This window comes from Streptomyces sp. NBC_00523, assembly GCF_036346615.1.
Taxonomy (GTDB): domain Bacteria; phylum Actinomycetota; class Actinomycetes; order Streptomycetales; family Streptomycetaceae; genus Streptomyces.
In genome coordinates, this window is the sequence record NZ_CP107836.1 from 6,883,238 (window position 1) to 6,895,841 (window position 12,604).

General features: G+C 74.7%; 12 protein-coding genes. 5 read left to right on the forward strand and 7 right to left on the reverse strand.

Annotated elements, in window-relative coordinates; genetic code table 11:
• Positions 1-11: 11 nt before the first annotated feature.
• A complete protein-coding gene (locus tag OHS17_RS31005; RefSeq protein ID WP_330314852.1) occupies positions 12-1,406 on the reverse strand; it encodes a hypothetical protein in 1,395 nt (464 codons plus the stop codon).
• A gap of 165 nt (positions 1,407-1,571) precedes the next feature.
• On the opposite strand from OHS17_RS31005, the gene OHS17_RS31010 reads away from it, so the two are divergent.
• Positions 1,572-2,873, forward strand: a complete 1,302-nt coding sequence (locus OHS17_RS31010) for a molybdopterin-dependent oxidoreductase (RefSeq protein WP_383165498.1) — start codon at positions 1,572-1,574, stop codon at positions 2,871-2,873.
• 325 nt (positions 2,874-3,198) lie between these two features.
• Here OHS17_RS31010 and OHS17_RS31015 read toward each other — a convergent pair whose 3' ends face one another.
• From OHS17_RS31015 to OHS17_RS31025, 3 genes are read right to left on the reverse strand one after another with little or no spacing between them, the layout of a single operon-like run.
• Positions 3,199-4,119, reverse strand: coding sequence for a class I SAM-dependent DNA methyltransferase (locus OHS17_RS31015; RefSeq protein WP_330314854.1), 921 nt, complete (start codon positions 4,117-4,119; stop codon positions 3,199-3,201).
• Positions 4,116-4,775, reverse strand: coding sequence for a TIGR04282 family arsenosugar biosynthesis glycosyltransferase (locus OHS17_RS31020; RefSeq protein ID WP_330314855.1), 660 nt, complete (start codon positions 4,773-4,775; stop codon positions 4,116-4,118). The genes OHS17_RS31015 and OHS17_RS31020 overlap by 4 nt, the downstream gene beginning before the upstream one ends.
• The gene (locus tag OHS17_RS31025; protein WP_073861957.1) at positions 4,772-5,476 is read right to left on the reverse strand and encodes a glycosyltransferase family 2 protein; all 705 of its coding nucleotides are present in this window, start codon (positions 5,474-5,476) and stop codon (positions 4,772-4,774) included. Before OHS17_RS31025 ends, OHS17_RS31020 begins: the two co-directional genes overlap by 4 nt.
• Before the next feature lie 124 nt (positions 5,477-5,600).
• Here OHS17_RS31025 and OHS17_RS31030 point away from each other — a divergent pair, with 124 nt between their 5' ends.
• Both OHS17_RS31030 and OHS17_RS31035 read left to right on the forward strand, forming a co-directional pair.
• On the forward strand, positions 5,601-6,392 hold the full coding sequence (locus OHS17_RS31030; RefSeq protein ID WP_330314856.1) for a response regulator transcription factor: 792 nt from the start codon (positions 5,601-5,603) through the stop codon (positions 6,390-6,392).
• A complete protein-coding gene (locus OHS17_RS31035) occupies positions 6,389-7,495 on the forward strand; it encodes a HAMP domain-containing sensor histidine kinase (protein ID WP_330314857.1) in 1,107 nt (368 codons plus the stop codon). Before OHS17_RS31030 ends, OHS17_RS31035 begins: the two co-directional genes overlap by 4 nt.
• Before the next feature lie 130 nt (positions 7,496-7,625).
• Here the strand turns inward: OHS17_RS31035 and OHS17_RS31040 are convergent, their stop codons facing one another.
• Positions 7,626-8,765, reverse strand: coding sequence for an NAD-dependent epimerase/dehydratase family protein (locus tag OHS17_RS31040; protein WP_330314858.1), 1,140 nt, complete (start codon positions 8,763-8,765; stop codon positions 7,626-7,628).
• An 82-nt stretch (positions 8,766-8,847) separates the two neighbouring features.
• Positions 8,848-9,258, reverse strand: a complete 411-nt coding sequence (locus tag OHS17_RS31045) for a VOC family protein (RefSeq protein WP_073862304.1) — start codon at positions 9,256-9,258, stop codon at positions 8,848-8,850.
• A gap of 226 nt (positions 9,259-9,484) precedes the next feature.
• On the opposite strand from OHS17_RS31045, the gene OHS17_RS31050 reads away from it, so the two are divergent.
• Entirely contained in the window at positions 9,485-10,330 is an 846-nt protein-coding gene (locus OHS17_RS31050; RefSeq protein ID WP_330314859.1) for an eCIS core domain-containing protein, read from the forward strand.
• Positions 10,331-10,358: 28 nt separating this feature from the next.
• On the opposite strand, the gene OHS17_RS31055 is transcribed toward OHS17_RS31050, so the two are convergent.
• On the reverse strand, positions 10,359-11,690 hold the full coding sequence (locus tag OHS17_RS31055; RefSeq protein WP_330314860.1) for a COG1470 family protein: 1,332 nt from the start codon (positions 11,688-11,690) through the stop codon (positions 10,359-10,361).
• 207 nt (positions 11,691-11,897) lie between these two features.
• Here OHS17_RS31055 and OHS17_RS31060 point away from each other — a divergent pair, with 207 nt between their 5' ends.
• Positions 11,898-12,524 (forward strand): helix-turn-helix transcriptional regulator, encoded by a 627-nt coding sequence (locus tag OHS17_RS31060; protein ID WP_073861959.1) that lies wholly within the window; start codon positions 11,898-11,900, stop codon positions 12,522-12,524.
• Positions 12,525-12,604: the final 80 nt, after the last annotated feature.

Below are 12,604 nucleotides of genomic sequence, written 5' to 3' on the forward strand. Positions count from 1 at the left end.
CGGCCCCGCCGTCACCACCCCGTCCAGAGCAGATGGTTGACGGCGAGAGCCACCACCGCCTGCGCGGCGAGCCAGCCCCGGCGGCCCCGGTCGGGCAGCAGCGCCGCCGCGGGGAGCAGCCACACCATGAACGGCTGCCAGATCCGCTCCGTCTCCGCCTTGCTCATGCCCGACAGATCGGCCGCCAGCAGCAGGAACAGCGCCACGAGGACCAGCGGCACCAGACGCTCCGGCGCACTCGCCTCCCCGCCGCGCAACGCCCGTACGGCACCCGGCGCCCCCGCGAAGACGCGCCGCAGCCCCGCGACCGTCGCCGGGCCCACCGCGATCACGGTGCATGCCAGATTCGCCCACACCCAGTACCCGAACGGCCGGAACCCGCCCGCGCCCTGGTGGTAGCGCTCCACGAGCACGTGGTACGCCTCCCACCAGTTGAAGCCCGCCGCCGTGAACGCGACCGGCGCCACCAGGGCCCCGAGCAACGCGAGCGGCAGCGGCCGTGCGGTGCGGGCGAGCACGAGGACGGCCAGGAGCAGGAGCGCGATCAGCGGCAGCCCGTAACTCAGATAGCAGAGCCAGCCGTAGAGCAGGCCCGCGCCCAGTGCCGCGGCCCCCGGGCTCCGCACCGTGCGCGTCGCCGCCAGGGTCAGCAGGGCGACCGACCAGGCGGCGATCGCCGCGAAGTAGGCGTCCGCGGAGGTCCCGGCCCAGACCGCGACCGGGGCCAGGACGAGGAACGGCGCCGCGCGCCGGGCGATGTCCTCACCGGCCAGGGCCCGCACCGTGACCAGCACGGCGAGCAGGGCGGACGCGCCCGTCAGGATGCACCAGACACCGGCCCAGGCGCCGCCGCCGAGACCGGCCCGGTCCAGGAACACGAAGGTGAGCGTGGCGCCCGGCGGATGACCGGCGACATGGGTGGGCCAGTTCCCCGGCGGGCCGATCAGGATGTGCGTGTCGAACGTGCGCAGCGCGGCGCCGATGTCCTCGAAGCGGTCGATGACCCGCAGATACTCGTGCTTGGTGGTCAGCCGCTCGGCGACGCCCCGGCCCCAGCCGTCGATCAGCGCGAGCGAGAAGATCCACGCCAGCGAGGAGGCGTGGACCGCCAGGAGCAGGGACCGCCAGCGCAGCCGCCGGGCGAGCAGCGGCCCGTACCCGATCACGGCGACGGCCACGAGCGGAGCGGCCACCGTCCCCGGGCCCGTGTGCGGGTACCAGGACGCCAGCAGCGGCGGCCAGTGCACGTACAGCGTCCGCGCGTAGTCCTCGATGGCCCGCCCGCCCAGTGCGGCAGCGGCGACGAGCGCGACGCCCGCCCCGGCGGCCACCAGATCCCAGCGCTGTCCGGAGCTCCGGGCGGTGGCGCGTTCGGTACGGGGCGCGGTGCGGTCCTCGGTCTTCACGCAGGCACCGTACGCACCGGGAGGCCGCGACGACGGGTACCGGCGGGGCGCGTCACACAACCGTCAGATTCATGACCCCGGCCGTACGTTCGCCAGGGTGACGTCATCGTTTCGTCAGGAGTCGCGCCCACCGAACGCGCAGGCCACGGGCATAGCGTCGGGCCCATGGGCGACAGCCGTCGGAAGACTCCGACATCCTCCTTGGTTTCCTCCCGGCCCCGCGCCGCCGCGCTCCTCCAGCGGCTGCCGTCGGCGCCCGGCTTCTGGCGCAGCCCCGTGCGCGGCGTGCCGTTCACCGCCGTGCTCGGGATCATCCTGCTCGCCGGGATCACGCTGCTCTTCGTGACCGGCCTGCTGTCGTACGCCGCGTACAACCCGGATCTCGCCCCGGTCAACGACAAGACGCCGGACAAGGGGCTGCTCGGCTTCTACCTCTTCCCCTGGCCCACCTCGCCGCACTGGCTCTACCGGCTGACGCAGGGACTCCACGTCACCGTCGGGATCGTCCTCGTCCCCGTCCTGCTGGCCAAGCTCTGGTCCGTGGTGCCCCGGCTCTTCACCCTGCCCCCGGCCCGGTCCCTCGCTCACGCGCTGGAACGGATCTCGCTGCTCCTGCTGGTGGGCGGGGCGCTCTTCGAGTTCGTGACCGGGCTGCTCAACATCCAGCTGGAATACCTGTTCCCCGGCTCCTTCTACCCGCTGCACTTCTACGGGGCATGGGTGTTCTTCGCCGCCTTCCTCGCCCACGCCGGACTGCGCACCCCGCAGGCCGTACGGGTGCTGCGGTCGGGCGGCCTCAACGGGCCGGTCGCCGACGACGTGCTGGAGTCGCCCGCCCCGGCCCCGCCGACCCTGTCCCGGCGCGGCGCCCTCGCCATGGTCGGCGCGGGCTCCCTGCTCCTGCTGGTCACCTCGGTGGGCCGGAGCTTCGACGGGCCCCTGCGCCGCCTCGCCGCGCTCACCCCGCGCGGCGCGGCCGAACCGGGGTCCGGCCCCAACGGCTTCCAGATCAACAAGACCGCCGCCGCCGTCGGGATCACCACCGCCGACACCGGCGAGGGCTGGTGGCTCACCGTCAGCGGCCCGGCGGGCAACCTGCGGTTCAGCCGGGAACAACTGCTGGCCATGGAACAGCACAGCGCGGCCCTGCCCATCGCCTGCGTGGAGGGCTGGTCCACCTCGGACCAGTGGTGGCGCGGCGTACGGCTGAGCGACCTGGCGGCCCTCGCCGGGTACCCGGACCGGCCGCCCGGGGTGCTGGTGGAGTCCCTTCAGCGCAGTGGCCCCTTCCGCCGGGCCGCGCTCCGGGACAACCAGGTGCGCGACCCGCGCTCGCTGCTGGCCCTCCAGGTCAACGGCGAGGACCTGTCGCCCGACCACGGGTACCCGGCCCGGATCATCGTCCCCGCCGCCCCAGGGGTGCTCAACACCAAATGGGTGGCCCGGCTGACCTTCGGAGAACTGTGAACACCACCGGCCCCCGCGCCCTCCTGCGCCGCCGTTACGGAGCGGGCCCGCTGCACCTCGTCCTGCTGGCCGCCTCCTTCGCGCTCGCCGGATACGCGGGCGTGCGCCTGCTCGCCGGCGACTGGCTCGGCGTCACCCTGTGGTTCGTGGGCGCGGCCCTGATCCACGACCTGGTGCTTGTACCGCTGTACGCCTCGGTGGACCTGGCGCTGCGCCGGGGCCTCGGACGGCGAAGGCCGGCCTCCGTCAATTACGTACGGGTGCCGGCCTTCCTTTCGGGGCTGCTGCTGCTCGTGTGGTTCCCGCTGATCGCGCGGCCGAGGCGCTACGAGCCCGCGAGCGGGCTGTCCCCCGATGTGTTCCTGGGGAACTGGCTGCTGACCACGGCCGCGCTGTTCCTGCTGTCGGCGCTCTGGTGCGCGGTGCGGACCGTCCGGCTCCGCCGCAGGGCGACGAAGGCGCGGCCGTCCGCCTCCCACTGACCGTCGGACCGCAGCCCGTGCGGGCGGGCGTACCCGAGCAGGGCGGAGGAGCCGAGCCGCGCCCACGGGAAGAGCCCGTCCGCCGCGCTCCCGTCCTGGGCGCGTCCGTCGTCCAGCCGCACCCGGACCCGCTCGTCCAGGTCGTGCGGCACGGTCTCGGCGATGAGGAGGCCGCCGGGCGCGAGGAGTTCCGCCGCCCGGCGCAGCAGCCGTTCCGGGTCGCCGCCGATCCCGATGTTGCCGTCGGCGAGCAGCACGGTGCCCCAGCGGCCCTCGCCGGGCAGCGGGTCGAACACGGACCGGCGCAGGGCGTACCCGCCGAGCCGGACCGTCCGGGCGACCGCCGCCTCGCTGACGTCGATGCCGAGGGCGCGGTGGCCGCGCGACGCCAGTGCGGCGACCAGGCGGCCGGGCCCGCACCCGACGTCCAGGACCGGTCCCTCGCAGCGGCGCAGCGCCGACAGGTCCGCCGCATCGGCCCCGGCGCACCACCGCTCGACGTCGAGCGGCAGCAGCCAGCCGTCCGTACGGCGCAGGAACAGCGGCCCGTGCCCGTTGCGCAGGGCATTGGCGTACGGGTCGGTGCCCCACGCGTCGGCGTCCGGACGGCCGGTGGCCTGCGGCGCGGTGGCCCGGGACGCGGCGGCCCGGGCGGCGAGCCCGGCCTCCGGGTCCGTGCGCCCGGGCTCCCCGCCCGCGAACCCGGCGTCCAGGTCCGTGGGCAGGTCGACCAGCGCGTTCCGCCCCCGGTCGGCGCGGCTCATCGGACGGCCGTCCGGCGCGTCCGGCCGAGCTCGGCGGCGAACCGCCCGTCCGGCGCGAGCGCGGCGACCTCCGCCGCGTCGGCCGCCGTGTCGACGTCCCGCAGCCGGGGCAGGTCCCGCACGGTCAGCCCGGCGTCGACCAGCCGGCGCCGCTGCACCGCACCCGTCTCCGGCACGGACATCGGCACCCCGCGCAGCAGCCCGGGGTCGGGCTCCGCCAGGCCCAGCGCCCAGAATCCGCCGTCCTCCGCCGGGCCGAACCAGGCATCGCACCCCTCCCAGGCCCCGGGGGCCAGCGCGGGGGCCAGATGGGCCGCCGTGATCTGGGGGGTGTCCATCCCGATCAGCAGGGTCGGTCCGGTGCAGGCCCCGAACGCGGCGGCCAGCCGCTCGTCCAGCCCGCCCGCCCCCTGCTCCACGACCTCGATGCCCGGCGGCAGCCACGGTCCCGGCGCCCCCGCCAGGACGACGGCGCGCCGGGCGGCCGGCAGGGCCAGGACCGTGTGCAGGGTGTCGGCGAGTGCGGCCTCCGCGAGGCGCGCGGCCTCGGCGGGGGAGAAGGGCGGGGTGAGCCGGGTCTTGACCCGCCCGGGCAGCGGCTCCTTGGCGATGACCAGCAAGGTCGTCGCACCGGCCGGTCCGGTTCCCGCGCTCACTGGGGCACCCCCGCCGGGACCGGCGGCTCGGCCAGCACGGCGCGCATGTCGCGGACCGCGTGCCAGGTGCCCAGCCAGGTACCGGTGACCTTCGACTTCCCGGTACGCGCGAGGTACGGCACGTCCGTCTCGGCCACCCGCAGCCCCGCGTCGGCCGCCCGCACCACCATCTGCAACGGATAGCCGCTGCGCCGGTCCGTGAGCCCGAGCGCCAGCAGATCCGCGCGGCGGCCGGCGCGCATAGGGCCCAGATCGCGCAGCCGCAGCCCGGTCCGGCGTTGCAGCATCCGGGACAGCGCGGCGTTGCCCGCCCGCGCGTGCGCCGGCCAGGCACCGCGCTCCTGGGGGCGCCGCCGCCCGAGCAGCAGATCGCACTCGCCGTCGGCCACCCGGCGTACGAAGCCCGCGAGGAGGGCGGGGTCCAGCGAGCCGTCGCAGTCGCAGAAGCAGACGAACTCCGCCTCACTGGCGAGCAGCCCGGCATGGCAGGCCGAGCCGAAACCGCGCCGGGGCTCGTGCACCACGGTCGCACCCAGCGCACGGGCCACATCGGCGGAGCCGTCGGTCGAGCCGTTGTCCACCACGATCGCCCGCCAGCCCCGGGGCACCCGGGCCAGCACGCCGGGCAGGGCCGCGGCCTCGTCAAGACAGGGGAGGACGATGTCGGCGCGGGGGCCTGAGTCATCGGAAGGAAGGATCACCCGGCTCACCCTACGGAGCGAAAACCGGCATTTCGGGCTTTGGATTCTTACGAAACATGGACGTCGCCCGTCACCGGCCCGCCCGCGTTTCCGGTGGCGCCGCCCCGGGTGCCAGGGTGGTTCCATGCAGACGCCCCCGGACACCCCGCCCCCCGGCCCCGCAGCCGGGGCGCCCTCCGCCGCCCCGGCGCGCGGTCATGTCCTCGTCGTGGACGACGACCCGACCGTCGCCGAGGTCGTCGCGGGATACCTGACCGGGGCCGGCTACGACGTCGCCCGGGCGGCCGACGGGCCGGCCGCGCTCGCGCTGGACGCGGCCCGCCGGCCGGACCTGGCCGTCCTCGACCTCATGCTGCCCGGCATGGACGGCTTCGAGGTCTGCCGCCGGATGCGGGCCCGGGGGCCGGTGCCCGTCATCATGCTCACCGCGCGCGGCGACGAGGACGACCGCATCCTCGGCCTCGAAACCGGCGCGGACGACTACGTCACCAAGCCGTTCAGCCCGCGCGAGCTCGTCCTGCGGGTCGACTCCGTGCTGCGGCGCGCCAGGGCGGCCGCGGTCCCCGCCGGACAGCCCCGGCTGCTGGAGGGCGCGGGGCTCGTGCTCGACCCGGCGGCCCGGAGCGCGACCTGCCGGGGCGGGCGGCTGTCCCTCACGCTCCGCGAGTTCGACCTGCTCGCCTTCCTCCTGCGCCACCCGGGCCGGGTCTTCACCCGGGAGGAGCTGATGCGCGAGGTCTGGGGCTGGGACTTCGGGGACCTGTCCACCGTCACCGTGCACGTGCGCCGGCTGCGCGGGAAGGTCGAGGCCGACCCGGCCCACCCGGAGCTGATCCGTACGGTCTGGGGCGTCGGCTACCGCCTCGACCTGCCCGCCGGTGCCACCGCCGCCCCGGACGCCGGAGCCGCGTCATGACCGACACGCTCCTCATCGCCCTCTTCGCCTTCCTCGGCGCCGCCGTCGCGGGGCTGCTCGGGGCGTTCGCGCTGCGGCTCACGCGGCACCGCCCGCTCGTCGTCTCCCTGAGCATCGTGGCCACCGTGGCCGTCACCGCGATGCTCGCCGGGACCCTGGCCGTCGCCTGGGCGATGTTCCTGTCACCGCACGACCTGACCGTGGTGACGACCGTCGTCGCCATGGCCGCCGTCGTCTCCCTCGTCACGGCGATGCTGCTCGGCCGCTGGGTCGCCGCCCGCAGCCGCGAACTGACCCTCGCCGCCCGCTCCTTCGGCGACGGCGGCACCTTCGCGGCGCCCGAGGCCCCGGCCACCGCCGAACTCGCCGACCTCACCCGCGAACTCGCCGCCACCAGCGCCAAGCTGGACAGCTCGCGGATGCGGGAACGCGCCTTGGAGACCTCGCGGCGCGAACTCGTCGCCTGGATCTCGCACGACCTGCGCACCCCCCTCGCCGGGCTGCGCGCCATGTCCGAGGCGCTGGAGGACGGCATGGCCGTCGACTCGCCGCGCTACCTGCGCCAGATCCGGACCGAGGTCGAGCGGATGAACGACATGGTCGGCGACCTCTTCGAGCTCTCCCGCATCCACGCGGGCTCGCTCGCGCTGACCCCCACCCGTGTCTCCGTCTACGACCTGGTGGGCGACGCCCTCGCCGGAGCGGACCCGCTCGCCCGCGAGCACGGGGTGCGGCTGGTCGGCGGACGGATCGAGGAGGTGCCCGTGGAGGTGGACGGCAAGGAGATGAGCCGCGTCCTCGGCAACCTTCTGATCAACGCGATCCGCCGGACGCCCGCCGACGGCACCGTCGCCGTCGCGGCCCACCGCGCGCCGGACGGGGTGGTCCTCTCGGTGACCGACGGCTGCGGCGGCATCCCGGAGGAGGACCTGCCGAGGGTCTTCGACACCGGCTGGCGCGGCAGTCATGCCCGTACGCCACCGGCAGGCGCGGGCCTCGGGCTCGCCATCGTGCGCGGCATCGTCGAGGCCCACGCCGGCCGGGCGGAGGTCCGCAACGTCACCGGCGGCTGCTGCTTCGAGGTGACCCTGCCCCCGGCGTGAGCACGAGGGGGTGTCTTGTCGATCAGGGTCGGATCAGGCCGCGGCGTCTGGTGCGGTGCATCGCAAGGCGCCGGAGCGTCTCGGCTGGGGTCTCCCCTGCTCGAACGGAGTTGAGAGCTCGGGGAAGGAGCTATTGGGGCGTTTCGGCAACGCCGCGAGGTGCCGTGCCAGGAGTCGCGGACCCGGCCATGATCGGCAAGACACCCCCTGGGGCCTCCCGCAGCGGCGCCGCCGCGAAGTCGGCCATGCCCTCGGCGAACCCCACCTGCGGCCGCCAGCCCAGCTCCTCGCGCAGTCGCCGCGAGTCCGCCGTCACATGGCGTACGTCCCCGAGCCGGAACTCGCCGGTCACCACCGGGGCCGGACCCCCGTGGGCCGCCGCGAGCGCCCCGGCCATCTCGCCGATCGTGTGCGGCTCGCCGCTGCCGGTGTTGTACGCCGCGAAGCTCCCGGGACCGCGGGCACCGACGGCCTCCAGCGCCACCGTGTTCGCGGCGGCCACATCGCGTACATGGACGAAGTCGCGCCGCTGCCCGCCGTCCTCGAAGACGCGCGGCGCCTCGCCCCGGGCCAACGCCGACCGGAAGAACGACGCGACCCCCGCGTACGGCGTGTCCCGGGGCATCCCGGGCCCGTACACGTTGTGGTACCGCAGCGCGACCGCGCGCCCGCCCGTCGCCCGCGCCCAGGACGCCGCCAGGTGCTCCTGCGCGAGCTTGGTCGCCGCGTACACATTGCGCGGGTCCGCCGGCGCGTCCTCCCCGACGAGCCCGGGAACCAGCGCCTCCCCGCAGTCAGGGCAGCGCGGCTCGAACAGGCCCGCCGCCAGGTCGTCCGGGTCCCGGGGGCCCGGACGGACGGTGCCGTGACGCGGACACGCGTAACGGCCCTCCCCGTACACGACCATCGACCCGGCGAGCACCAGGCTCCGCACCCCGGCCTCTGCCATCGCGGCGAGCAGGACGGCGGTGCCCAGGTCGTTGCACCCCACGTACTCCGGGGCGTCCGCGAAGTCCTTGCCCAGGCCGACCATCGCCGCCTGGTGGCACACCGCGTCGACGCCGTGCAGCGCCCGGTCCACGACTGCGCGGTCCCGTACGTCCCCGACGATCAGCCGCCCGTCGTCACCCCCGGCCGGCCGGTGTACGGAGGGGCCGTGCGCCGAGGCGAGCAGTGCGTCGAGCACCACCGCCTCGTGCCCGGCCGAGGTGAGACCGCGGACGATCTCCGAACCGATGAACCCGGCGCCGCCGGTGACAAGTACGCGCATGCGGGCCACGCTAGGACGCGCACGGCCCCGTCACGTGCTTTGGAAGCGGCACGTCACGGGACCGTAAGCCTTCGGCCGTCGGCTAGCGCAGTTCCTGGATGCGGACCAGGTTGCCCGCCGGGTCGCGGAACGCGCAGTCGCGGATGCCGTACGGCTGCTCGGTCGGCTCCTGGACCACCTCCGCGTCACCGGCCTGCACCTTCTCGAAGGTGGCGTCCAGGTCGTGGGTGGCGAGCAGGATCCAGCCGTACGTGCCCTTGGCCATCATCTCCGTGATGGTGCGGCGCTCGTCGTCCGTGATCCCCGGGTCCGCGGCCGGCGGGGCCAGGAGGATCGACGTGCTCGGCTGGTCCTTCGGCCCGACGGTGATCCAGCGCATCTTGCCCTGGCCGACGTCGTTGCGGACCTCGAAGCCGAGCGTGTCGCGGTAGAAGGCGACGGACTCCTCGGGGTCGTCGTGCGGGAGGAAGCTGGTGTGAATGGTGATGTCCATGAAGATCATGCTAGGCAGCGGGCCCCCGCCGCGCTTCTCGAATCCTGACCGGTTCCCCGACTCCGGCCCGGCGGCCTTCCGGACCGCCCCGCTGCCCGAAGAGGCACCCCGCCGTGCCCCGCACCGGACAGGACCGGGCTGGACGGGGCAGCGGAGCCGCCCCCAGGGTGGAGGACCGGCAGGAGCGGGCGGTCCGCCGCGGCCGCCCCCGGTGCGGTCAGGGGAGATGACGGTGAACGCACAGGACCACGACCACGAGCACGAGCATCATGTGAAGCCCCCGGAGACCGGGGAGGACCACCAGCGGCTGTCGGCCGACGCCCCGCGCGACGCGACCGCCGAGGCCCCCGCCACCTCCGACGCGCACCACCTCTTCCGGGCCGCCGCCACCGGCCGGACCGACGTCGTCGGCATCTCCGGCATGGGCGTCCTCCAGCGCACCGTCGGCAACGCCGCGCTCGGCCCCGTGATCCAGCGCGCCCGGGCGGCGGCCCCGGAGCAGGCCGAGGAGGCGGAGCCGCGCTCGCCCGTGCACGACGTCGTCTCCTCCGGCGGCGGCACCCCCCTCGACACCGACACCCGGGCCGACCTGGAGCACCGGATGGGCGCCGACTTCTCCGACGTACGCATCCACAACGACTCGGCCGCGCACGAGTCGGCGAAGGGCGTCGGCGCGCACGCGTACACCGTCGGCAACAACGTCGTCTTCCAGCGCGACGCCTACGACCCATCCTCGCCCCAGGGCCGTACGACGCTGGCGCACGAGCTGACCCACGTCATCCAGCAGCGCAGCGGGCCCGTCGAAGGCACCGAGGCGCCCGGCGGCATCCGGGTCAGCGACCCCTCCGACCGCTTCGAGCGCGAGGCCGTCGCCAACGCCGACCGGGTGCTCTCCGACCCGGCCCCGGCACCCCGGGCGGCCACCGGCGCCGCACCCTCCGCCGCGGCGCCCGCCGTCCAGCGGGCGGCAACGGAGGACGAGGACGAGCAACCGGCCGACGTCCAGGGCTCGTTCGTACAGCGTGCGGAGGAGCAGGGCCCGGAGGAGGAAGAGGAGGCCCCGCCGGCCTGACGTGCCGCCGAAGAACCCTGACTGCTCGTCAGCCGCCTTCGGCGTTCCGCATGGTGCCGCCCAGGAACACCGACTCCGCGCACCGCGCCGGCGCCTGCGCACCCACCGGCTTGCCCACCTTGCGGCAGTCGATCGTCATGGTGACCTTGCCGCCCGCCGGGACCACGATCGGCGTCACGAAGTGGTAGTCGGAGTCCCGGAAGTTCTCCAGACCCAGGCTCAGCACCCGGGTCTCCCGGCCCGCCGAGACGACCAGCGTCCCGGCGTCGCCCTGCGGGTTCTGGACCACGATGTCGGTCAGCTGGAACGCCTTCCCGGCCGGCACGGTGAGCGCCGTCCCCGTGTTCGTTCCGCCGCCCAGCGAGTCCTGCACCCTGACCTGCGCACTCGTCGGTGTGGCCGCTCCCGCGTCGGCCGCCGCCGACGGGCTCGGGCTCGGCGTGGGCTTCGACTCGCCGCCCCCGCCCGACCCGCTCCCGGCGGAGTCGCCCCCGCCCGCCCCGGAGCCGCCCGAGCCGCCCTGCTCCGGCGCCTTGCTCTTGTCGGCCGCGGCGGCGGACCGCACCGCCTCCGGGGTGACCGCCTCCCGCGCCGCCGACTTCACGGCCGGGCGGAGCAGTGCGTACCAGAGGCCGACCAGCGCGAGCACCAGGACCGCCGCGGTGATCAGGGCGCGGGGCAGCCAGCGGGGGAGCAGCGGCTCCTGCTCGTAACTGCCGTCCACGAGGACCGGTTCCACCGGGTCCTGCCCCTCGGCCACCTGGGTCGCGGCGAACACCTGGAAGGGGTGCGTGACCGGTGTGCCGCGCCACATCCGCTTGACGGGACGCACCCGCAACTTCGCGAACTCCGCCTTCCCGGGCGCAACTTGGAGCTCCGGTGCGGCGAAGACGACGCGTGCCCGCTCGGTCCCGGGCTGGGCGCCGAGGCGCACCGTGACCGGGGTGTTGCCCCGGTTGTCGACCGCCAGCTGATGGCGCCCGGCGAGCGCGCCGTGCGAACCGCGCGGGACCAGCTCGGCCGTCGTCCCGGTGAACGGCAGCACGGTCACCCGGCCCTCGGGCACCACCGTCTCGCCCTGCTCACCGGTCGGCACCACCCGGACCCCGAACGGCGTCTCGCCCGCCGGTACCGTCGCGTCGCGGGGCGGCCGCAGCATGAGCGATACGGTGCCCGAGTCGCCCGGGTAGAGGGACAGCACGGCCGGCTCCACCGCCGCCCAGGCGGCACACGCGCCGACCACCTCGAAGCGGTACTCCTCGACGGTCTGACCGGAGTTGCGGACCTGAAGGGGGACAGCCGTCTCCGCGCCCGGTGCGGCGCTGACGGTGGACGCGTCGAGGCTTGCCGTGAGACTCATACGGCGGACCGTAAGGTCGCCGCCCAGGTCGTACATCGGCCGCGAAGGAACACTTTCGGGCACATCCGGTGCCCCGCCCAAGCAAATTGGTTTCCTCCTCAATGAACGAGGGCATCTTCTGTCCGCCTCCTCACCAATGAGGCGCACGAACACGGCTGCGAGGCGTGTGCCAGATGTGCTTCCGGCCGTCACACAGGGGGAGCACATATGGAGCGCACCACTGTCGCGTTACGGGCCCAGGATCCGATCTCGCAAGCCGGAGTGGCCAGCCAGTTGCGGGCGCGGCCCGAAGTGAACGTCGTGGACTGGAGCGAGGAGGGGCCCTGGCCCGATGTCGTCGTCATGGTCGTGGACGCCGTGGAGGAGGACGTGCTGACGACCCTGCGCCACATCCAGCGGACCACCGACTGCCATGCCGTGCTCGTCACTACGGACATCGACGAACAGAAGCTGGTGAGCGCCGCGGAATGCGGGGTCGTCGGGGTCATCAGGCGGGCGGAGTCCACCCCCGAGCACCTGGTGCACGTCATCGAGACGGTCGCCCGGGGCGAAGGGCACCTCCCGTCCGACCTGCTCGGCCGACTCCTGGCGGAGGTCGGCCGGCTCCAGGGCCAGGTCCTCGCACCACGCGGTCTGCACTTCACCGGGCTCGCCGCCCGCGAGGTGGACGTCCTCCGCCTCGTCGCCGAGGGCTATGACACCGCCGACATCGCCACGAAGCTCGCCTACTCCGAACGCACCATCAAGAACGTCCTGCACTCCGTCATGACCCGGCTGCAACTGCGCAACCGGTCCCACGCCGTGGCGTACGCGATGCGCCAGGGCCTGATCTGACACGGCCCGGCGCCACACGGCCCGGGCGGCTGCCCCAAAGGGCAGTGCACGCTACCCGCCGAAAAGCCTGACTTCCCGCT